Annotated in this window: 23 protein-coding genes; 1 reads left to right on the top strand and 22 read right to left on the bottom strand. The window is 40.1% G+C overall.

From position 1 onward, the window contains the following. Position 1: 1 nt before the first annotated feature. The 16 genes from nuoH to G7B20_RS11625 all read right to left on the bottom strand — a co-directional run bounded on the left by nuoH (position 2) and on the right by G7B20_RS11625 (position 14,641). Entirely contained in the window at positions 2-1,042 is a 1,041-nt protein-coding gene (gene nuoH, locus G7B20_RS11700; RefSeq protein ID WP_164111486.1) for an NADH-quinone oxidoreductase subunit NuoH, read from the bottom strand. 8 nt (positions 1,043-1,050) lie between these two features. Next, a complete protein-coding gene (locus G7B20_RS11695; RefSeq protein WP_164111484.1) occupies positions 1,051-2,067 on the bottom strand; it encodes a 2Fe-2S iron-sulfur cluster-binding protein in 1,017 nt (338 codons plus the stop codon). 32 nt (positions 2,068-2,099) lie between these two features. Further along, the gene (gene nuoF, locus G7B20_RS11690; RefSeq protein ID WP_164111482.1) at positions 2,100-3,455 is read right to left on the bottom strand and encodes an NADH-quinone oxidoreductase subunit NuoF; all 1,356 of its coding nucleotides are present in this window, start codon (positions 3,453-3,455) and stop codon (positions 2,100-2,102) included. 5 nt (positions 3,456-3,460) lie between these two features. Continuing rightward, entirely contained in the window at positions 3,461-3,988 is a 528-nt protein-coding gene (nuoE, locus tag G7B20_RS11685; protein WP_164111480.1) for a complex I 24 kDa subunit family protein, read from the bottom strand. Beyond that, positions 3,981-5,216: an NADH-quinone oxidoreductase subunit D gene (locus G7B20_RS11680; protein ID WP_205600262.1), complete on the bottom strand. Its 1,236-nt coding sequence runs from the start codon at positions 5,214-5,216 to the stop codon at positions 3,981-3,983. Before G7B20_RS11680 ends, nuoE begins: the two co-directional genes overlap by 8 nt. A gap of 18 nt (positions 5,217-5,234) precedes the next feature. Then, on the bottom strand, positions 5,235-5,738 hold the full coding sequence (locus tag G7B20_RS11675; RefSeq protein WP_164111478.1) for an NADH-quinone oxidoreductase subunit C: 504 nt from the start codon (positions 5,736-5,738) through the stop codon (positions 5,235-5,237). Beyond that, entirely contained in the window at positions 5,731-6,285 is a 555-nt protein-coding gene (locus G7B20_RS11670; protein WP_164111476.1) for an NADH-quinone oxidoreductase subunit B, read from the bottom strand. Before G7B20_RS11670 ends, G7B20_RS11675 begins: the two co-directional genes overlap by 8 nt. 92 nt (positions 6,286-6,377) lie before the next feature. Next, positions 6,378-6,758 carry an NADH-quinone oxidoreductase subunit A gene (locus G7B20_RS11665; protein ID WP_164111474.1) on the bottom strand — a complete coding sequence of 127 codons (381 nt, stop codon included), beginning with the start codon at positions 6,756-6,758 and terminating at the stop codon, positions 6,378-6,380. Positions 6,759-6,870: 112 nt separating this feature from the next. Further along, the gene (locus G7B20_RS11660; RefSeq protein WP_164111472.1) at positions 6,871-8,604 is read right to left on the bottom strand and encodes a tetratricopeptide repeat protein; all 1,734 of its coding nucleotides are present in this window, start codon (positions 8,602-8,604) and stop codon (positions 6,871-6,873) included. A gap of 28 nt (positions 8,605-8,632) precedes the next feature. After that, positions 8,633-9,538, bottom strand: coding sequence for a substrate-binding domain-containing protein (locus G7B20_RS11655; protein WP_164111470.1), 906 nt, complete (start codon positions 9,536-9,538; stop codon positions 8,633-8,635). 292 nt (positions 9,539-9,830) lie between these two features. Further along, a complete protein-coding gene (locus G7B20_RS11650) occupies positions 9,831-10,712 on the bottom strand; it encodes an energy transducer TonB (protein ID WP_164111467.1) in 882 nt (293 codons plus the stop codon). A 33-nt stretch (positions 10,713-10,745) separates the two neighbouring features. After that, positions 10,746-11,303 (bottom strand): ExbD/TolR family protein, encoded by a 558-nt coding sequence (locus G7B20_RS11645; RefSeq protein WP_164111465.1) that lies wholly within the window; start codon positions 11,301-11,303, stop codon positions 10,746-10,748. Between the two features lie 11 nt (positions 11,304-11,314). Continuing rightward, on the bottom strand, positions 11,315-11,974 hold the full coding sequence (locus G7B20_RS11640) for an ExbD/TolR family protein (RefSeq protein WP_164111462.1): 660 nt from the start codon (positions 11,972-11,974) through the stop codon (positions 11,315-11,317). Between the two features lie 98 nt (positions 11,975-12,072). Next, entirely contained in the window at positions 12,073-12,903 is an 831-nt protein-coding gene (locus G7B20_RS11635) for a MotA/TolQ/ExbB proton channel family protein (RefSeq protein ID WP_079645440.1), read from the bottom strand. Positions 12,904-13,303: 400 nt separating this feature from the next. Then, complete coding sequence (locus G7B20_RS11630; RefSeq protein WP_164111460.1) at positions 13,304-13,651, bottom strand: translation initiation factor; 348 nt, start codon at positions 13,649-13,651, stop codon at positions 13,304-13,306. 111 nt (positions 13,652-13,762) lie between these two features. Next, positions 13,763-14,641, bottom strand: coding sequence for a diacylglycerol/lipid kinase family protein (locus tag G7B20_RS11625; protein WP_164111458.1), 879 nt, complete (start codon positions 14,639-14,641; stop codon positions 13,763-13,765). 441 nt (positions 14,642-15,082) lie between these two features. Between G7B20_RS11625 and metK the strand changes: the two genes are divergently transcribed. Further along, positions 15,083-16,336: a methionine adenosyltransferase gene (gene metK, locus G7B20_RS11620; protein ID WP_164111456.1), complete on the top strand. Its 1,254-nt coding sequence runs from the start codon at positions 15,083-15,085 to the stop codon at positions 16,334-16,336. A gap of 347 nt (positions 16,337-16,683) precedes the next feature. Here metK and G7B20_RS11615 read toward each other — a convergent pair whose 3' ends face one another. The 6 genes from G7B20_RS11615 to G7B20_RS11590 are packed head-to-tail and all read right to left on the bottom strand — an operon-like array spanning position 16,684 to position 22,821. Then, on the bottom strand, positions 16,684-18,003 hold the full coding sequence (locus G7B20_RS11615; RefSeq protein ID WP_240466005.1) for a DUF58 domain-containing protein: 1,320 nt from the start codon (positions 18,001-18,003) through the stop codon (positions 16,684-16,686). Positions 18,004-18,011: 8 nt separating this feature from the next. Beyond that, entirely contained in the window at positions 18,012-19,016 is a 1,005-nt protein-coding gene (locus tag G7B20_RS11610; RefSeq protein WP_164111454.1) for an AAA family ATPase, read from the bottom strand. Next, a complete protein-coding gene (locus G7B20_RS11605; RefSeq protein ID WP_164111452.1) occupies positions 19,013-20,218 on the bottom strand; it encodes a DUF4350 domain-containing protein in 1,206 nt (401 codons plus the stop codon). The genes G7B20_RS11610 and G7B20_RS11605 overlap by 4 nt, the downstream gene beginning before the upstream one ends. Beyond that, on the bottom strand, positions 20,215-20,958 hold the full coding sequence (locus G7B20_RS11600; protein ID WP_164111450.1) for a DUF4129 domain-containing protein: 744 nt from the start codon (positions 20,956-20,958) through the stop codon (positions 20,215-20,217). The genes G7B20_RS11605 and G7B20_RS11600 overlap by 4 nt, the downstream gene beginning before the upstream one ends. Further along, positions 20,951-21,868, bottom strand: coding sequence for an ABC transporter permease (locus G7B20_RS11595; RefSeq protein ID WP_164111448.1), 918 nt, complete (start codon positions 21,866-21,868; stop codon positions 20,951-20,953). Before G7B20_RS11595 ends, G7B20_RS11600 begins: the two co-directional genes overlap by 8 nt. After that, the gene (locus G7B20_RS11590; RefSeq protein WP_164111445.1) at positions 21,859-22,821 is read right to left on the bottom strand and encodes a stage II sporulation protein M; all 963 of its coding nucleotides are present in this window, start codon (positions 22,819-22,821) and stop codon (positions 21,859-21,861) included. Before G7B20_RS11590 ends, G7B20_RS11595 begins: the two co-directional genes overlap by 10 nt. Between the last annotated feature and the right edge of the window lie 130 nt (positions 22,822-22,951).

The following is a 22,951-nucleotide window of genomic DNA, read 5'->3' as shown; positions in this document are numbered from 1 at the left end:
ATTAAAAATAAGTATCCTTTATTACTGTGATTATACCTGTCAATACGATATTCGCAATGGCTAATGGAATCAATATCTTCCATCCCAAATTCATCAATTGGTCGTAGCGGAAACGCGGCAATGTCCAACGTATCCACATAAAGAAAAAGATGAAACCAAATATCTTTAAAAAGAAAACCAGTACACCTATAATTGTTATCCAATTCTGTGATAAACCAAGCTCGTACATGAATGGAAAATTATAACCACCGAAGTACAACGCCGCCATCAGTGCTGATGATACAAACATATTAATGTACTCCGAGAACATATAAAGCCCTAGCTTCATCGAAGAATACTCAGTATGATACCCACCGACAAGTTCGGTCTCACATTCTGGCAAATCAAAAGGAACACGGTTACATTCCGCGAAAGCACAAGTGATGAAAATCAAAAAACCTAACGGCTGCACCCAGATATTCCAATTGACAAACCCGGACTGCTGTGCTACGATATCCTCCAATTGCAATGTCCCGGTCACCATCAATAAAGCAATCAAGGACAACCCCATACCGATCTCATAACTGATACTTTGGGAAGCCGCACGAATAGCCCCCATTAAAGAGAACTTATTGTTAGACGCCCATCCTCCGAGCATAATACCATACACGCCCAATGCGATAACACCAAACATATAAAGCACACCAATATTTATTCCCGAAGCGACCTGCAAAGAGATCACTTTTTCATTAATCGTTAATTCCTGCCCCCAAGGAATTACTGCTGAACTAATACATGCCGTAATAATAGCGATCACAGGCCCAAGAATAAAGAGTGGCTTATGCGCTCCTGAAGGAATAATTTCTTCTTTAAAAAAGAACTTACCTCCGTCACAAAGGGGCTGCAAAAGACCAAAGATCCCTGCTCTATTCGGACCGTGGCGATCCTGCATGAAACCGGCGATTTTGCGCTCTGCAAGCGTAGAATACATCGCTATTACTAAAGTGACAGTAAACACAATGACTACTAAAATCAATTTTTCTAAAATAAAACCTGCTTCCATCGCTCAATCTACTTTAAACGTTCTGTTCTAGCCAACTGCTCTTCATTTGCCAGTTGTAATTTTTTATCCTCCGGGATCACAACTGGAGGATTAAACTCCGGGTAATGATTAGCACCGATAACCGATTCATGATCCACAGGAGTAGGTTCTTCCAATATCCAATCTGCTGTACGTTTTGTGTCAAAACGGCAAGTGTTACAGATAAAATCCGTTACTTCACCATACTCGTCCTTTCTACCGGTAACCCGTAATACCTCATCCCCTTTATACCAAAGAGTCACATGCCCGGCACAGTTCGGACAGTCCCGATGTGCATCAACAGGTTTCGTAAACCATACCCTGTTTTTAAATCGGAACGTTTTATCAGTCAAAGCCCCCACAGGGCACACATCAATAACATTGCCCACAAAGTCGTGATCGAGCGCCTTATGTATAAAGGTAGAAATCTCCGAATGATCTCCTCGATTCAACACACCATGTTCCCGTTCTTCGGTAAGTTGATTCGCGACATATACACAACGATAACAAAGGATACAACGATTCATATGCAATTGGATTTTATCTCCAATATCAATACGTTCAAATGTACGGCGCTCAAATTCGTAACGCGTTCCTTCATCGCCATGCTCGTAACCTAAATCCTGTAACTTACACTCCCCAGCTTGATCACATACAGGGCAGTCTAAGGGATGATTGATCAACAGCATCTCCACGACTCCTTTTCGGGCTTCAACCACATCCGGTGATGTAATATTTTGAACCTCCATACCATCCATAACTGTCGTACGACAAGACGCAACCAACTTAGGCATAGGGCGAGGGTCTTTCTCCGATCCCTTCGAAACTTTAACCAGACAGGTGCGGCATTTACCTCCCGTACCCTCCAACTTGGAATAATAGCACATCGCGGGCGGGACAATATCCCCTCCGATCTGACGTGCTGCATGGAGAATAGTAGTACCCGGTGTTACCTCTACCGGTATACCATCGATCGTTACTTTAAATTTTACAACTTCTTCAGCCATCGTTTCTGCTTTCTACTATATATTTACGGCTTTTACTGTGCTACGGGTTTTACAGGATCAGCATAATGTGCTAGTCCATAATTCCTAGATTGTGATTCCTCCGGATGCAGGACATGCCATTCAAATTCATCCCTAAAATGTCTAATTGCCGCAGCAACGGGCCAAGCCGCAGCATCGCCCAAAGGACAAATTGTATTCCCTTCTATCTTACGCTGAATATCCCATAATAGATCAATATCATCTATCGTACCACGTCCATGCTCTATTTTGTGCAACACTTTCTCCATCCATCCTGTCCCCTCACGACAAGGCGAACACTGTCCGCAACTCTCGTGATGGTAAAAACGGGTAAAATTCCATGTATTACGAACAATACATTGATCTTCATCAAATACAATAAACCCACCTGAGCCCATCATAGTTCCTGTTTGAAACCCGCCATCAGCAAGCGATTCATAGGTCATCAAGCGTGCATCACCATTGATAGTCTTACAGACCAGATTGGCGGGCAGGATCGGAACAGAAGAACCTCCTGCAACCAAAGCCTTTAACCGCTTGCCATTGGCTATGCCTCCGCAATATTCATCCGAATAGATAAACTCTTCGACAGGTACTCCTAATTCAATCTCGTACACGCCAGGGTTATTTACATTTCCTCCCGCGGAGATAAGCTTCGTACCGGTACTGCGCTCGATTCCAATCTTTGCATACGCTTCACCTCCATCATTGATGATAGGCACTACAGAGGCAATAGATTCGACATTGTTAACAACTGTTGGACATCCATACAAACCCGCAACAGCTGGGAAAGGAGGTTTAATACGTGGATTACCACGCTTACCTTCCAGTGATTCCAACAAAGCGGTCTCTTCTCCGCAGATATATGCTCCGCCTCCAGGCTGTACATAAATTTCTAAATCAAAGCCTGAGTCTAAAATGTTCTTCCCTAAAAAACCAGCCGCTTTTGCTTCTGCAATAGCTCGCTCCAGAATCCTTATTTGCGGCATCATCTCACCACGTACATAGATATACGAAGTATTCGCGCCCAAAGCATAACTGGACACAATCATACCTTCGATCAATGCGTGCGGGATATGCGTCATCAGGTAACGGTCCTTAAAAGTTCCCGGTTCCGATTCGTCACCATTACAGACCAAATAACGGGGTACTCCCTCCGGTTTAGCCAAGAAGCTCCATTTCATCCCTGTGGGAAATCCAGCTCCACCCCGACCACGCAGTCCAGATTTCTTCACCTCCTCAACGACATCATCGGAAGACATGCTCTTCAATGCCTTTTCTACCGCTCGGTAACCTCCCTTTTGACGATATACATCAAAGGTCTGAATACCTGGCTCATTAATATGCTCTAATAATAATTTACGTCCCATAGGTATTAAGCTTGCTGTTTTGCTTTATCCAGCAAAGTGTCAATCAGTTGATCCACACTTTCTTCGGTCAGATTCTCATAAAAAGTATATTCCGGTCCAATCTGCAATACCGGCCCGTAACCGCAAGCAGCCATACATTCTACTCCGCGCCAGGAGAACAATCCATCTGCAGTAACCTCCCCTTCTTCTACGCCTAAGCGATTTTCTATGTGCTTCATGATTTTTTCTGCGCCAACCAAGCAGCATGGTCCAGTACGACATACCTCCAACATATACTTCCCGGGAGGTTTTAAAAAAAACATGGTATAAAAAGTAGCTACTTCATACACTTCAATTGGCTTTATATGAAGATAACCAGCCACTTTATCCATGCTTTCCGTACTTAACCAGCCATATTCTGCTTGTACGAGGTGTAATATAGGCAGCAAGGCTGACTTTTGCTGTCCCTTCGGATATCGAGATACAATCTCTCCAAATTGTGCCAGAAGGGCAGCTGAAAATTCTATCGGTTGGTTCTCTTGTACACTAAGCATCTAATTCTCCTGCTATTACATTTAAACTACTCATATTGATAATCGCATCCGATATAAGCATTCCACTACTCATGGGCGCAAACATCTGATAATTGATAAAAGAAGGTCTTCTGAAGTGTAGTCGATAGGGGGTACGTCCTCCATCATGTATCAAATAAAAGCCTAACTCACCATTTGCACCTTCAACAGCATGGTATACCTCAGATTTTGGTGTGTCCCATTCACCCATGACTATTTTGAAGTGGTAAATGAGCGCCTCCATATTATTATAGACCTGCTCTTTCGGTGGCAGATAAAACTCCGGAACATCCGCATGAAATACACCTTTAGGTTCCCTTTCAATTTTTTCCAAAGCTTGCTCGATGATACGCATAGACTGCCACATCTCCGCATTCCGCACCATGAATCGGTCATACACATCCCCAGTTGTGCCGACAGGAACGTCGAAATCAAACTCCTCGTAAGAACAGTAAGGAGCCGTAACCCGCACATCGTAGTCTACACCTGTAGCCCGTAAAATGGGCCCAGACCAACTGTAATCAAGGGCTTGCTCCGGTGTAACTGCTGCCACACCTGAAGTACGTTCTATAAAAATTCGGTTACGAACAAAAAGCTCTTCGAACTCACTTAACACAGGTGGATATCGTTTTAGAAACGTTCTTATCTTTTCGAAAGCGATTTCATTAAAATCCCTCTCGAATCCACCTATACGTCCAATATTTGTTGTCAACCGCGCACCACAGATTTCTTCAAATATTTCGTAGATAAACTCCCGCTCCTGCATAACATATAGAAATCCGGAGAATGCACCTGTATCCACACCCAAAATTCCATTACAGATAATGTGATCGGCGATACGAGCAAGTTCCATCACGATAACACGCATATACTGTACACGCTTAGGGATTTCAATATTTAGAAGCTTCTCTACCGTCATGTGCCAGCCCATATTATTGATCGGGGAAGAACAATAATTCAAACGGTCCGTCAATGGAGTAATTTGATAAAAGGGTCTATGTTCGGCTATTTTCTCAAAAGCACGATGTATATAGCCGATCGTAGAGACTCCGCTTACAATCCGCTCGCCATCAATCTGCAATACGTTCTGAAATACACCATGCGTCGCAGGATGTGTCGGCCCAAGATTGAGCGTTATCAACTCATCCTGTGGATCGTTATCAAAAAAAACAGGGTTATTTGGGGTTATCTTGGTTATTCGGTTACTCATCTTAATCTACACTTGAAGTTAACGGCCAAAATAAAAATCTTTCTTATCTATTCGGTTGGGATCCTCCAATGGATACTCTTTCCGCATCGGAAAGACTCCGAGATCATCCATATTTAAAATCCTTCTCAAATCCGGGTGTCCCTCAAAGTGGATTCCAAAAAAATCATAAGTCTCCCTCTCCATCCAGTTTGCACCTTTCCATACAGGAGTAGCAGAAGGTACTGTCGGTTGTTCGCCACCTACAAAAACTTTGATACGGATGCGTACATTTTGGAAAAGGTTATGAAGATGATATACGACAGCATACTGCTTTTCTTGATCTGGATAATGAACAGCAGTAATGTCTGTCAAATAATTCAGTCGAAGTATTTCATCATTCTTAGCAAATGCCAACAGTTCTAAAACACGCGTTACACCTGTCTCTATAGTCAATAAACCATGAGGCTCTCCCAACACACGAATACTATCGTTAAAAACAGCCTGAAGCCGATCTATTATGACCTGATTATCCAACTTATCCATTATATGCTTCTATTCCGTACTTTTCTAATAATGCTTTATATTCGGGGGTATTTCTTCTATTCAGCGACTCATTTTTGACAATCTCCTGCAACTTAAGTACACCATCTAAAATTGCTTCTGGACGAGGAGGACAACCAGGGACGTATACGTCTACGGGTATGATCTCATCTATTCCCTGTAAAACCGAGTAAGTATCAAAAATACCTCCGCTGGATGCACATGCACCGACAGCAATCACCCAACGAGGTTCAGCCATTTGAATATATACCTGTCGCAATACCGGAGCCATTTTCTTGGCAATAGTCCCCATCACCAAAAGCATATCTGCCTGACGAGGAGAAAAGCTAGGTCGCTCTGCACCGAAACGCGCCAAATCGTAAGTAGAGCCCATTGTAGCCATAAATTCTATTCCGCAACACGAAGTAGCAAAAGGCAGTGGCCACAACGAATTAGCACGCGCTAGACCGATGGCTTTATCCAATGAAGTAGCAAAAAATCCAGCACCCTCTACGCCCGGAGGCGCCTCAGCTAAAGTAACTTTGCCCATAATTAGTTGTTTTCTTTCCGTAGTTTATATCTCGGCTCAATATAATATTTTAAATCCTGTATTGAAGCGCAGGATTACTATTTAGAACTATTCTAATCCCAGTTTAGTGCCTTCTTTTTGATGACATAGATAAAGCCTAAAAGCAACATCCCCATAAAGACAAACATCTCTATGAGCCCATCTAAACCAAACTCCCGGAAATTGACCGCCCAAGGGTACATAAAAATCACCTCGATATCAAAAATCACAAAAAGGATGGCTACAAGGAAGTATTTGATCGAAAAAGGTTGACGAGCATTGCCTATAACTTCTACTCCCGATTCAAAAGAGGAAAGTTTTTTTTCTGACCGCACTTTAGGCCCCAAAAGATGTGTACCAACTATGGTAAGAACGCCAAACCCCGTGGCTACAGCTAATTGAATCAGAATAGGCAAATAATCAACCGGCATATTCTCTATTTGTACATTTTCCATGTTATAAGTTTAAGTCTCAGCTACATAAACAAAAATAGGAAATTTATCCCAAATAAAAAGGGGGAAATGACAGTCAGTTCCCCCTTTTTATCTTATTTATAGCCGATCTAGCTTAGCTTTTCAAATACTCTATGTAAGCTTTAGCCGTTTCGTCTTCAGGGCTAATTTTGATCGTATTCTCAAAATACTGAAGTGCTTTTGCATTATCGCCTTTTAGCAGATGGAAGTACCCCACGTTATTGTAAGAATCTACTAATTTAGATGTTTGATCTTCATCTAATGTTGCACCTGCAGCCTGCTTATCTTTCAATACTTTAATCAATTGATCAAAAGCAGGAACAAAAAGACCTTTCGTCAATTCAGGAGTCTCTGGATTAATAACATCCAACTGCATATTTGCATAGCCTGTCATATACAACGCTTGTACCAAATACTCATCGTAAACTTTTTGATCATTGGATTTGATGATTACATCAAATGCTTTTATCGCATCGTTTAACTCCTTCGTAGCATCCTCCTCTTTTTCTTTCTTAGCCGCACCTGCGCGGAAATTTGCCATACCTAAGAATTGATTTGCTTCATAGTAGAAATCAGTTCCTACTTTTTGCGCCGGAATATTGAAAATACCTGCAGCCACATCATACTTACCTTGGTTGAAGGCAACCATACCCGCAGAACCGATCTCGGCCATCATTTCCGGATTCATTTCCAATGCTTTCTGCAAATTAGGCAACCCTTTTGCTACATCACCTGTTTCGATGTATGCTAGCCCAGAGAAAAGATAATCGATATCGATCAATCGGTTTGCCTCTGCATCGGCGAATAACTTACCAAAATACTCAACTCCTTTGGCATAATCCTTATCTTGGTTTACAGCGATCAATCCTAAATAACGGAATACTTTCGCATCTACCCCCGGTACATTCGCCAATTTCTCAGCAACCGTTTTTAATTCATCGTATTTCTGTCCGTATACCAAGAAGTCAGCATAGCGCACATTTGCCTCTGGAGACATATCTCCTGTTACTTGCAGATATTTCTTGTAGCTATCTACTGCTTTGGCAACTTGTATCTCGTAAGCAGCTTTTTCTTCGTCTGTATTATCCGGCATACGTTTCGCAATCTGCAATTCAGTTTCAGCGATTTCACGGTATACTGGCCCATAATTCGGGTATTCAGCAGCAATGGAATTATATTGCCCTAAAGCTTCATCAAAAGCGAACGCGCGTCGTGTAATCAATGCCTGTTGTACTTTTGCTTTTACCAAGTTAGGATCTATGTTGAGCGCATCGCGGTAACTAACATAAGCTTCACTTGATTTCTGCCCCATACCGATATAAGCATCTCCCAAAGCAACAGGAATTAATGCATCTTTGGAGTTTTTCGCCTTTGCCTGTGTTAAATAATCAACAGCCTTTGCATAATCAGGCTTCGGCGCATCGATATAAGCACGCCCTATATAGTATAATGGTAAATAATCCTTCTTTCCTAAAGAAGCCGTCGCTGTAGCAAACTTGGATTCTGCCGCTGAAACGTTATTCTTCATCAAGTCCACAATCCCTAATCCAACATTGTTCAATTGTTCTTTAGGAGCATTTGTCAATCCATTGTTGAAAATGATTGCAGCAGAATCAGCCTTCTCATTAATCAAATAGATACGTCCTAGATAAAAGTAGTTCTCGCCATCTTTAGCCTTTTTTTCGACCAAATTTTGCAAAATACCTTTAGCCTTATCATACTGCTCCGCATCCATAGCTGCCTGAGCATCTTTCAAACTTTGAGCACTTGCTGTACCAACTACAGCCCCAGCCATTAATAAACTCAAAAATAATTTGCTTTTTGTCATAATTTTATTTTGTGTTCTTAGTTGTTTACTAATTTATATTATCTCTAATTATTATCTCCCGACCAGGCATTGTAAACGGTAACAATCCTGATTTCAAGACAATACGTTGTCCTCGATCTCCTGTCATAAATGCTGAAAAACCAATCCCAAGTCCGAGATTTGGTTGATAATTCAACACAAAAATTTCTCGCTTTAAAGGGTATTCTCCCGTGGCAAGTGTCGTTTGCGACGGTTTTACATATTGTGCAACCTTTGATTTTTCGTTAAGCACGCTCAAGATACGAATTTTATCTTTTTCTCTAAAAGAACTTTCTAAAGATAAAAACTGATTGTAGCTCATCAGCCCTACCTTCCCTCTATTACTTGCAATTTCCTGCATAACTTCGTTTGCACTAGATTTTGCAGCCACAAAAGTATTTGCCGCTTTCTCTATATTCCCTAATTCTATAAAATAACGAAAAACGCTGGAGTTCAGATTGTCAAAGACTAACGAAAAATTCCGGACTTTATTGCCTTTTAAAAGCTCAACAACATCATTTACACGGATACTGGAATCGGCATCAGCCACATTACCAACTAAAATAATCCCATCATAAGCCAAGCTATAGACCCGAGGCTTAAGTGAACGTACTTCAAATCCCTTCTGCTCTTCCTCCGTTAACGTCCTGGCTAAAACAGCGAATGCAACGTCTCCTTTTAAAAGACTATTAACCGCTTGAACCTCTGGCTGTGCATCTTCTTTAATTTTAGCATTATAGTATGAGCTTTCAAAAACTTCCTTTTGCTCCAAGAACAACGGCAGTAACGTTTCATCCACCACAACCGGCAATTCTCCCGCAAGAATATCGTCTTTCTTTTCCTTTTTGTTGTTAGAACATCCAGCAAAAAAAGCGGTCAACAGCGTTGCAAAAATTATATAGAAATAACCTCTCATTGTCATTAAGATTTAAGGATGATGTAAAAAGTTTAATCACCAACGATTATTTAACGTAAAAAATTATTTTGCCAAAGTCTCGCAAAACGCATAAATGAATATACGATCAACAATCCTCCGAACATATTTTTATACGCCTTGTCGATCTCTAAAGGAAACTGTTTCCAGAAGATAATCGCGAGGCCCAAAGCAAAATAAAAGAGAAACATGCATAGGCCTAAAATGGACAGAAATCGCTGTGTCGGCGATTTCTGTCTAAATTTATTTGTTCTTGAGTTGTTATTCACACTCATTACATATTTGTTAAGTCCAAACGAATAGGCAACGTGTAAGCCACACGAACAGGTCGTCCGTTCTGGATACCCGGGCTCCATTTCTTTGCTTTCTTCAACAAGTTTATAGCAGCTTGTCCCGTACCGTAGGATAAATCGCGGATTACCTTTATATCTGTCAAAGAACCGTCTTTTTCAACCACAAAAGATACGTTAACGGATCCTTTTACCCCAGCATCCATCGCCCCTGAGGGATATTGGTAATTATCTGCAATCCATTTACGGAAAGCTGACATACCACCTGGCGGCTCCGGTTGGATTTCCACCGATTCGAAAATTTCGTCTCCCGTACCAGTACCACCTTCAACACCTTTGGTACTACCAGTAGCAGATCCCGCAACATCTTTTGTACCCCACTTACCTTCGGTAGTGATGCTACCACCTTTCATACCTTTCATGGCAACAGGACCGATAAGCTTTTTCTTATCTGTAGCTTCTTCCACAGTTGCTATTTCTTGCTCCACGGCCTTTTCCTTAGGCACTGGCTTGATTTCTGGCAATGCAACAACATCCAACGCTGGTTTTGACTCAGCGATTTTAGGCGCTTCTTCTTGCACTGGTGGTTTCTCTTCTTCTTCAGGAAGTTTCTCCGCCAAATCTTCTAAAGTAACCTCTTCGGTAAATGCCACCTCTTCTTTAGGAGCATCATTTCCAGAAAAAAGCTTTAGATTCATTGCAGAGGGAATACTAAAAACAGCAACTATACTCATTACAATAAGCAATGCCGTATTCGTCGCTTTAGGTCCTAATTTACGTAGTTCATATGCTCCGTAAGCTTTATTCCTGTTTTCGAAGACAACATCAAGCCACTCTTTTCTAAATATATTTAATTTTTCAAACATATTAATTCTGTTTTATGATAGCTATATACCCGACTAGTCGTTATATAGATTATCTTTTTTCAATAGCTCAATTTCTTCCGTCATGATACGGTTAGATATCATATAACGCTTCACATCGACGATCTTCATTTCGTCCAAAGCATCAACGATATTTCTAGTTACTGATTTTTCACTAGGGCGTATCACAACGATCATGTCTTTACCTCCTGCTTGTTTTGGAACAAGTTGTTTCATCTTCATAAGTACAGCGCGAACGCCTTCTTTACTGTAATCTACAACAGTTGGTCCCTGAAGAGGATTTTTAACATCGCCTTGATACCATACAACTTTGTCGTTTGAACCTAAAACCAATGTAACACTACGATGCTCATCTACATCTATGTTATCTTTTTTATCCGTTTCGACGTTTTTATCAGGCATGGCAACATCCATCGCTTGAGGCTTGTTCAAGGAAGTGGTCAACATGAAGAACGTGATCAGTAAGAATGCCAAGTCAACCATGGCTGTAAGATCTACTTTACCCCCATTTTTCTTGGATCTAACTTTTCCGCCTTTGCCGCCCTTACCAGAGTCTTGATTTAATTCTGCCATTTGCTTCTATCTTATTTATCAGCCTTAAGACCAGTCACGAAACTGAACTTGTTTTGCTTCTGATTACGTAATGTTTCAATTATTAAATTCAAACTAGGAAACTTCTCATCAGCATCTGCTTTGATCGCTACTGTCATCAGCTCGATATCATCTGGATCGCCACCACTTTCGATAGCTTTATCCTTCAATATCTTTGCTGACGCCAATCGAGCTTGCTTTACCCAAGCAGACAACTCATTTGAGGCATTCGTTGTCGAATCTACCGGAATACCTTTTTGCTTATCAGCCGTTCTATCTCCTGATTCTGCCGCCAACAATGTTTTCATTGTTTTCATTGACACTCCAAAATCTTCCATCGATTTGAATTTGCCATACTCTTCTGGCGTAAATTCAATACCGTACAAAGCGCCCATTTGTTGTAAGGTCTGTACGCGTACATTTTGGTCTGACATATGAAAGAATACTTTTCCTTCATCGCCAACAGTGATCATCGCAACGTTTCCATCCGGCAATTTAGACTCCGAAAAGGAATGTGGCGCATCCACGATCAATGACTCTTGTTGTCTTGCAGTTGCTGTAAGAACGAAGAACGTAAGAAGCAAGAAAGATACGTCACACATCGCCGTCATGTCGATCGATGTACTGGCTCTTTTTACTTTTGCTTTACCCATTTCTTTAATCTTTTTAAATTAACAACTCTTCTTCTTTTTCTTAATGATGCTTTTAACTTTCACTTTCCATAAAAAAAATAAAAGTTTTCTTCAACATCTTATTTGTGGTTTGCAGCGTACGTTTGTACGATTGAAAAACCAGCCTCGTCGATAGAGTAAGTTAATTTGTCGATTTTTGCTGTTAAGATGTTGTACATTACGATTGCAAATGTAGAAGTCGCGATACCTGTAGCTGTATTGATAAGGGCCTCAGAGATACCATTCGCTAATTTAGCTGAATCCGGAGCACCACCTGTTGCCAACGCCGAGAAGGCCTTGATCATACCTGTTACTGTACCTAATAGACCTGTTAATGTACCGATAGAAACCAATGTAGCCAATACGTTCAAGTTTTTCTCTAACATCGGCATTTCTAATGCTGTCGTCTCTTCAATTTCTTTTTGGATCGCTAACGCTGATTTTTCAGCGTCTAAGCCTGGATTAGCTTCAACATCTTTGTATTTCAACAACCCTGCTTTGATTACATTAGCGACAGAACCTTTTTGTTTGTCACACTCTGCAATAGCAGTATCGATACTTCCGGTTTTTAATAACGATTGTACTTTACGAACAAAGTTACCTACATTACCTGTTCCTGATGCTTTTCCGATTACGATGAAACGCTCGATAGCGAATACCCATACCATCAAAAATAAACCTAATAAGATAGGTACAACTACCCCTGCGTGATAAACCATACCACCATAGTTACCTGGAAGAGGTTGGTTTTCTGGATTATTATCGATAAAGTTTGCTGGATTACCCATCACAAATTTCCAGATCAAATAACCGATAATGAAACAAATTACGATAGATAAGCTTGCGAATAGGTTACCTGAATTGCCACTTTCTTGTTTTGCTGGACTAGTAGTTTTTGGTGCGTTTGCCATTTTTACTAAATTTTAGATTTTACTGTTGTTTAATTATTATTGTTTAATTCAATTTTATGCAATATTTGCTACATCATTTTGAAGTCTGTCAAAACAAATATACTATTTTGTTACAAAAGTCAAATTTTTTCGCATCTAATTTTATATTCTTTCAAAATGTGTTGACGGATGAGCATCAGCGGCAATCATATCCTCAATACATCCCTAAATTAAATGTTTCCATCTTGTGAATATTATGCAATAAAAACTATTTTTTTTTTGATATGCAAATTAATAAATAGTTAACTCAACAAAATAAGTAAGCCACCACTCACTTTGATTGTTACAACACATTTGTTCTTAGAGGCCTTTTAATCAGCTAATCTCCTTGTACTAACGTATTTATAAAACAAAAATTGCGCTAACCTCCTACTTGTTTTGCGCCATATCCTTCGGCACTAAGGATATCAAAAACTTTTTGCTTAAAATCCCCTTGTATCAAAATCTCGCCGTCTTTTACGGATCCGCCTACCCCACATTTCTGCTTTAACAATTTAGCCAAGTTTTGGAAATCGCTGTCTTTTCCTATGAAACCGTCAACGATTGTAACAACTTTTCCCTTCCTCGACTTACGGTCCAAAAGAACCTTTAACTTTTGCTGTTTATTAGGTAATGTCTCCTGCTCTGATTCCAAATTCTCCTCGTATGAAAAAGAACTATCTGTCGAGTATACAATACCTTCGTACTGTTGCTTTTTTTGCTTTGCCATTTTTTAGTAATTAGTGACTAGAGACTAGTGCTTAACTTATAACCTTATTAACCTTCTTAACCTTATAACCTTATTAACCTTCTTAACTTCCTTAACCTTTATCACTGTGAGTTAACATATAATCTTCAACGAACTCGGTTTTACTTCTATTTTTAAATTTCCAGGAAGAGTTAAGGGCTCTCCATCGACATGTACTGGACCGTCATCGTCTCGCTCTATTAGAATATCCTTGCCCGGAATAATCTCTACATAATCCGATTGATCAGCAGAACGATTAAATAGATGGTAAACCATCATAGGTAAGATATATAATGGAAATTTATGTACAATACAAACATCAAGCACACCATCACTGACGGAAGCATTTGGCGCAATGTATGCGTTATTACCATATTGCGGCGAATTTGCTACTGAAATCATAAAAGCTTCTCTTTCATAGAACTTACCGTCTATAGTCAACTTATAATGAAAGGGTTTATACCTCCCCAACAAATTAACAACTGATCGTAGATAACCGATGGGGCCGCGAATAGAATCATTAGCAAAGCGGTCACTCACTGAGGCATCAAAACCGAGCCCCGCAATATTAAAAAAAGGTTTTCCATTTACGGTACCACAATCCACATCAACAGTCTCGAACCTATTTAATCGACGTATAGCCGCCGTTTCATTCATTGGTATCCCCAAATACAGCGCCAATCCATTGCCAGAACCTTCAGGAATAATACCTAAAGGAATACCAGACCCGATCAACGAAGCCCCCAGCTCATTGATTGTACCGTCCCCCCCCACCGCAACAACTGCATCATACTTTTCTTCGATAGCTTTCTTTCCCAACTCATAGGCGTGATTAGGCTTTGTCGTCTGCTGAAAAGTGGGATTAAACCTCTTTAAATCAAGAACTTCCAGCACACTTTTGTTAAAAGCCGTTTTCTTTTTACCCCCAGAAATCGGGTTTACTACAAAAAGTATCTTCTTTTGATCTTCCATAAATGCATATAGTCAGGCTTGTAAAGATAACAAATGTCCATGATTGCAAAACACAAATACGAATGAAATATAATCGGCTTGAATAATCGATCAAATTTTGCAATAACCAAAATTAGCTTTTAATAGTTACAAAAGAGTTGTAGCTTTGTGCCGTTAAAAAGGTGGACTGATTTGCATTTTACACAAAAAGAGGTAAAGAAGGAGATTGCAACCACAGAAAAAAAGTGCTAAAACCATTCTTTTATTCGTTTTTTCACTTCGCTCTATGCAGAGTAGGCTGCTTCAAATCTCAAAGATTTCCCTCTCTTTTTTCTGAAAGAGTTTGTATTCAATGGACATCAAGAACTTTCATCTCTGTTGGTGATTCAATGGAATCATGAAAGTTTTTTCACACAATGGAGTGCACCGATATATAATTATACAAAACATAAATATTGTAATATGGCGTATTTATTCACATCCGAATCGGTATCGGAAGGCCATCCCGACAAAATTGCCGACCAAATATCAGATGCATTAATTGATAATTTCCTAGCTTGGGATGAAGATTCGCGTGTCGCGATCGAAACCTTGGTAACTACGGGACAAGTGGTTCTAGCTGGGGAAGTGAAATCTAAAATATACTTGGATGTTCAAAAAATAACCCGTTCAGTCATTGAAAAGATAGGTTACACCAAGTCGGCATACATGTTTGAAGCGAACTCCTGCGGGGTACTATCAGCGATACACGAACAGTCTGCTGATATCAACCAAGGGGTAGATCGTAAAACCAGGCAAGATCAAGGTGCCGGCGACCAAGGTATCATGTTTGGATATGCAAACAACGAGACGGACAACTATATGCCGTTGGCGCTTGACTTATCTCATCGCCTATTATATGAACTTGCTGAACTACGTCGTGAAAACAAAGCGATCGACTACTTACGTCCAGATGCAAAATCACAGGTAACATTAGAATACAGCGACGATCACAAAGCCTTGCGCATTGATACGATTGTAATCTCTACGCAGCATGATGATTTCGACGAAGAAGGATTGATGCTGGCCAAGATTACGGATGATATCAAAAACATCCTAATCCCGCGCGTCAAAGCGCAACTTAAACCGGAGCTCCAAGCTTTGTTTAATGACAAGATTAAATATCACATCAATCCTACAGGTAAATTTGTGATCGGTGGCCCACATGGCGATACAGGTCTTACTGGCCGTAAAATTATTGTGGATACCTACGGCGGCAAGGGAGCCCACGGTGGTGGAGCTTTCTCGGGTAAAGATCCCTCAAAAGTAGATCGTTCAGCAGCTTACGCCACGCGCCACATTGCTAAAAACCTTGTTGCAGCAGGCGTTGCCGATGAGATATTGGTACAAATATCGTATGCCATAGGTGTTAAAGACCCTATGGGGATCTACGTAAACACCTACGGAACCAGCAAAGTAAACTTGTCGGACTCTGAAATCGCCACCAAAATAACGGAGCTATTTGACATGACTCCTTACGGTATCGAAACAAGACTAGGCTTACGTAATCCTATGTATGCAGAAACTGCTGCATATGGACACATGGGAAGGACACCGAAAACCGTCACTAAAACTTTCGAAAATTCAAACGGTGAAACGAAAACAGTAGAAGTTGAATTGTTCACTTGGGAGAAGCTAGACTATGTCGATAAAGTCAAAACGGCTTTTGGGATTTAGTTCTAAAAAAAGAGATTATTCTTTCTAAAAAGCTCAAAGAAAAACTATTCTTTGAGCTTTTTTACAACCAGTCTGTACGGAAGCTGATAGGGACTAGGTTTCGTATAGTTTTGGTTTTAACAGGTAGATTAACCGTACTTTATACGGACTTCATAGGGACTTCATTCGGATATAAACGAATAAAGTTCGAGTTATCTACCAATTATATTCCCACCAAATTTGCTTTAAAATACAAGCAAATACCGTCTTTGTACTCCACAGTATCAAAGACTTATCCAGTAGATTGATAAAAAACTGGGGATAATCCCCCTAATAAAGAAAATAACAATCTATGACAGAAAGAAGAACTATATCAACCCCCGCGCCTTGATCTCTAAATATTTATTTATGGCATTTATACTTAGATCTTCCGGGGCCGTATAGATCGTCTGTAGTCCATTGCGTGTGAGCTCCTGTATAATTAAGCTCTTTTCATACACAAATTTCTCTGCTATGATTTTATTATAGACGTCGATTGTCTTTTGGGCATGTTCTTTTGACATCGCTATTAACTCGGTATTCTTAAATACAACCACGACGACGATATGACTCTTATTGAGCATCCGCAAATAGGGCAACTGCCTATTCATAGCATCCATTGTCTCAAAGTTCGTATAAACAAAGATTAGCGAGCGCTTGTTTATATGCTTTCGGGCAAAAGCATATAACCCGCCAAACTCAGACTCTTCAAAACGGGTAGAAATACTATACAATTTATCGGAAATAAGCTTCATCTGCTTGTTATTCTTCTCGGCAGAAACGTGGTTGGAGACTTCTTTTGAAAACGTCAGCATGCCCGCTCGATCTTGTTTCAGAATAGCAGCATTGGACAAAACCAATGTGGCATTAATAGCATAATCCAGTAGCGTCATCTCCTGAAAAGGCATACGCATGACTCGACCTAAATCTATGAACGAATAAATTGGTTGCGACTTTTCCTCCTGATATTGATTCACCATCAGCTTATTTTGCTTGGCGGACGCCTTCCAGTTCATATGTCTATATTCATCCCCTTTCACATATTCGCGTATATGATCAAACTCCATCGTGCTACCAATGCGACGTATCCGCTTTATACCCAACTCGACCAATCGATCTGTCGTGGCTAGCAACTGATATTTACGCATCTGCATAAAGGAGGGGTAACAAGGGATGTCTAGCTGTTCGTCCAGAACAAACTTTCGCTCAAACAGTCCCAAATGACGCACCAACAAGTTACATTTTCCAAAAGAATATATCCCCCTACTTTTGGGCTGCAGCTCAAAATCAATTTGACTGACTTGATTCGGGATTAGTGTCAGTCCAAATTCATTGTGTCTCATCTGCAATTGCAATGGCATCTCCTCCAGCACCCGTACCCGCACTGGAATAACATATTGGCTCAACAACACAATAGAAAAAGGATTAGCATCACCATTTGACAACTTCTCGGGATATTGCCGTTTTATATCTACGGCTTTACGAGGAAAAAAGAGAAAAATCAAATCCCATGCACAGAGTGCGATCGCTCCCCAAAGTAGCACCGTACAAACCATGCGTAAAGGTTCCACGTAAAACGATAGCGCAAACAGCCCTGCCAGTGTTAGCAGGAGATAGAAAAACAAATTCCGAACATACAGCCGTCTCATCAAATTCATTATCTTGGAATCTCTACACTCTCTACAAGTTGACGGATAATATAGCCCGGTGAAAAGCCTTCCATTTCTTTTTCCGGTGTCAACTGCACCCGATGACCTAAAATGGGGGATGCCACATATTTCACATCTTCTGGCGTCACAAAATCCCTACCTTGCAGCGCGGCAAATGCTTTAGATGCCTCCAAGAGCGCTATTGAAGCTCGCGGAGAGGCTCCTAGGCTTAAGTTGGGATTACTGCGGGTCTGTACCACAATTTCAGAAATATACTGCAGCACATCTTCATGCACATATACCAGCTTAGACAAACGTTGAAAATGAATAAGTTCATCCGTAGATACAACAGCCTGTACCAGATCCTCTTTATCGCCCGCACGCTGAAGGTGATGCTCCTTTAAAATCATTAACTCTTGGTCAAGTTCGGGATAATCAACATCTATCTTGAATAAAAAGCGATCTAATTGGGCTTCCGGCAATCGATAAGTACCTTCATGTTCGATCGGATTCTGCGTCGCGAAAACTACAAAAGGACTTGCCATCTTGTAGGTATGCCCATCTACTGTAACCTGTCTTTCGCTCATACATTCAAATAACGAAGCTTGGGTTTTTGCCGGTGCTCTGTTAATTTCATCAATAAGAATGATACTGCCGAAAATAGGTCCTTTTCTAAATTCAAACTCGTTGGTCTTCAAATCAAGAATAGATGAACCCGTCACGTCTGAGGGCATTAGATCAGGAGTAAATTGTATCCGTTTGAAATCACTATTTATTGTTTTTGCAATCAATTTGGCAGTGAGTGTCTTGCCTACTCCAGGTAGCCCCTCTATCAAGGAATGTCCCCCTGCAAGTATCGAGATCAATAACATATTGATGACACGGTCCTGACCTATAATTACCTTCTTTACCTCTGATCGCACTGCACCTAGTCTATCTTGCAGCCCGGTAAGGTCGATTCTGTTTTCAAAATCAGGCAAATATTTGCGCATTAAATTATCTTGTTCGCTCATATAATACTAGCTTTACTTTTAAACTCTTCTATTCTTTTATTAACCGTCTTAACTTCTTCAATCGTAAAATCGATTTTACTTTTGCATTCGTGGAGAAATGAAAACAGGGCCGTCGTATCTTCAACACTTACTGTCGTCTTGAGCGACAATATGCGAAGAAACCTTTCATCCAAAAGATTCATAGTCTCTATCTGATAGTTGGAACGGATTGCATAAAGGAAATAATCTATTTTTTTGTGAATGATATTACCGGGATGTCCATTTTCATAATACAATGTACCTATTGTCTTTGCAAATTCTTTAGAGAGATTCTGCTCCGGTTTAATGATTTTCAAGGCCCGCTGCTCTCGTTTACTCTTAAAGACAAACAAGACTAAAAGTCCAAATAGCAGTAGATACCAAGCCTGATAAAAACCTGGGTTGGTCAAAATAACCCGCAAGGGTGTAGTTGACTGATCAGATTCGAAATAATAGTCCGACAACATAATTTTTTTACTTTGGATTACCCGAAGGCATCGAGACGCATAATCATATCCGTTTTTTTGCAGTAGGTGGTAGTTCGTAAATACCTCAGGTAAGGTATGCAGATAGAGTCTACCCTCACCATACGAAACGCTAACAAAGTTTGGAATGGCCCGTCCTCTGGAATGTAACTGTCCCATAATAGAACACGTCTTAGCATTAAGCTTAGAAAACACTCTAAAACCCGTAACCTTATCAAAGCGAATTTTGGCAGTATCCAGCCCTAAGGAATACCAAATATTTCTATCCGTTGGAAGAAAAATTGAATGATCCAGGGTTTCTGCTTGTAAACCCAATGTATCCAATAGTTCCTCACCAAAATATTCAGAGGACAAAAATAGTTCTCCTCCCCTCTTGACGTAATCCAAAATCTTCTTGGCATCTAGCTTATCATATCCAATATTTTCATACACATTGACAATAGCGGCATTATAGTCCTCAGCACTATCTAGATCACTTATCAGCGAATAAGCGGATCCCCCAAAATCCATATACGTTCGGTCCTCGCCCAACATATGGGAAACCTCCTGTCTAAAAACATAGAGACCATAAGGTATTTTATCTCTAAAATTGTATGACTTTGACCAATCGATTGGTCTCTTAGCTCCTGCGTCAATAACGGCTATTCCTAGCGCCACGACGAATAGTAATGACAATCCAATTAAAATGCTTTTTTTCAAGACCACCTCCTTTGAAATTGAATAAATCTCGGGGCATACTTCTGGTATGCATCTTCTGTAATCTCGAAATGACCGAACCAAGCATAATCAAACACTACAGCACAGGCTAGGAAGTCTTGCCTCAACTCTTCATTATTTACCTCTTCCATTAACTCTGTATTGGTTTTGGATTGATTCCATTGTACAATTCCCTTACGTCCTAACAACTGTATGTTTAGCAACTGCAGATAGCGTATAGCTAATGTATAATTCTTTTGTTGTAACGCATCGGACAAATAGGCCTGAACATCGACCTGTAATAGATTCCTCTCCACAAAAGCGATCTGTTCTTCTTCATTTTCAACGTCTGTATCATGGTGCACGTAAAGTTTTTTCCGGGACACAAAAAACTTATAGATCAAAAAAATCAATACTACCGCCCCTATTACCGCTAGCAAATTGAAGACTCCTTCATTAAAATCACCTTTGGGCTGCGGAAAAAGATCCGATAAAATTTTGCTTATACGGTCTAGTAACTTATCAAAAAAACTTAGCTTATCAGAAATACTTTCTATATATTCAAACTCTTTCGCTTGATATCGTCCGACTACTACATCAAAAGCCTCTATGCTATCCGATGTGACAATTTTAGCCCGAGGGATGGAATCATAATAACCTGCTTTCCAATATTGATATATTGGCTCGTCCTGCAATGATTGTACGGTGTCTACTAGATTTTCCTGAAAGATAACGCTAGACATCGAGCCTCCTTCCTATCTTGTCAATCTTGTCAAAGACATCCTCTCCAAACCGTAGTTCTTTGGCTGTCTCGTAAATAATTCCATAACTGATCACCGATAGCATATAGTAGATAATGAAAAACAAAGACATAAATGTACTCCCTAATGTGACCAAAATCTTACCGATATAGGTATCGAAAAAACTATCATTAAAACCTACATAATTGTATGCGATAAAACCTATAATAATAAAAGGAATGATACTCATTAATGTCATGAGCGACCTAAATAAAAAGGTAACAATGTAAGAAGCGAGTCCGTATTCGCCAATCTTATTCTTGAGCATAGAAAATGCAGAGGTATAGGTATCAAACAAATCGTAATAATCTTCACGGTACAACATAAAAGCGGTGAAAAACCATAATCCTAAGACTGCAAAAACAACTCCGATGGCAAGAGAGCCTATCAAGGGAATCAGTGCGGACAAAAACAATACAAATGCTAAAGGAATAAATATGATCATCCCCACGACAATAGACCCCAGCAAAAATCGGACGTATTTACTGATATTGGCCTTAAAAGCATTCCAAATATCTTTGGCCCCAAAGGAAAGATCTCGTCGATTTCGCAAAAGAATAAAATACTCAATAGTAAAACCAAACGCTAAACCACCAATGATCAACATACAAAATAAAGCTAACCCAAACGTAAGGACCATATCGACAATCTCTCCAGAACTGTAATCAGCATTTAGATTGAGTTGTGTCGAAATATAGTAACCGATGAGCAGCATAGCACATAAGGGGGCGATTAACAACTTAAGCAGTTCCTTGGAAAGGTGCCCAATTATAATTTTCAACAAATTGATAAAGTCCTGTACAAACTCCCCCAACTTGCGTTCTCGCTTAAATTCGAACTGAGCTAACTCCATTTATACTTAATTGCTAGCTGTTTAGGCCTAATGATATAATAAAAGACAATTGCGGCTGCAGATAACAGGATAACACCAACGCAAAGCCAAATGGAAAGCTGATAATACCGTGTCACGAAACCTTCTAGGGTACCTGCCACAATAAAAAAAGGAACGGTGCTAATTAAAACTTTGGCTGCATCTTTTGTCGCTGTTTTAAAAGAGGCCATACGGGTGTAAGACTTCGGAAACAGAATACTATTTCCCATCGCTAAACCGCAACCTCCAGCAATTACAATGACTGAAAGCTCGATTGTACCGTGTATCCATATGGCAGACATTGCTTCTTGCAAAACGTCGTATTTATAAAACATATAATGAAATGCGCCGACCATAATACCATTGCTAAAGAGTATATAACCGGTGCCTAAACTGAAAAAAGCACCAAAAATAAAAGCGTAAAAAGCCACTTTTACATTATTTATAGTGATAGCAAGTGCCCCGCCCCAATTACTCCCATCTTGATAAACCGCTGCTGGATTTCCCGCTTTTATGTTCTCGATGGTCATGTTGACATAGCTATCTCCGAGAATAAGACGGACAAACCCCTCATCATACCGAGCAGATACGAAGCCGATAAGGCCTGCGAAAACAAAAATCAAAAAGGAATACAGCAAGGGGCGACGAATAGCCCATATCGCCTCAAATACTTCGACCTGGAAAAAATGAGCTATTTGATGATTTGATGATTTTTGATCCCTGTAAATCAATTGATGTGCACGAATCGAGAGTTCATTAAGGTATTCCTTGGTCTTACTTTTAGGATAAAAAGTCTGGGCATAAGCTAAATCGTTAGTCAACTCAATATAGTTTGAGGCCAACGTATCAGGGTTGACATCTTCTTTATTGGTCAAATTATTCTCTATTGACACCCATTTCTCTTTATTCCGATCTATAAAGGAGGCTTCTCGCATAAATGAAGTTTACAGCTTGCTATAAACTTAGATAAAATGCTTGGTATTTCGAATACTTATTGGAAATTTTCATTAACCAAGATGCGTCAACCCAAGTTTTTCTACTGGTCATTCGTGAATGTTATCCATT

This window comes from Sphingobacterium sp. xlx-96, assembly GCF_011007365.1.
GTDB lineage: Bacteria > Bacteroidota > Bacteroidia > Sphingobacteriales > Sphingobacteriaceae > Sphingobacterium > Sphingobacterium luzhongxinii.
Note: the sequence above shows the minus strand (reverse complement) of the source record. Positions and strands in the feature narration are given on the sequence as shown.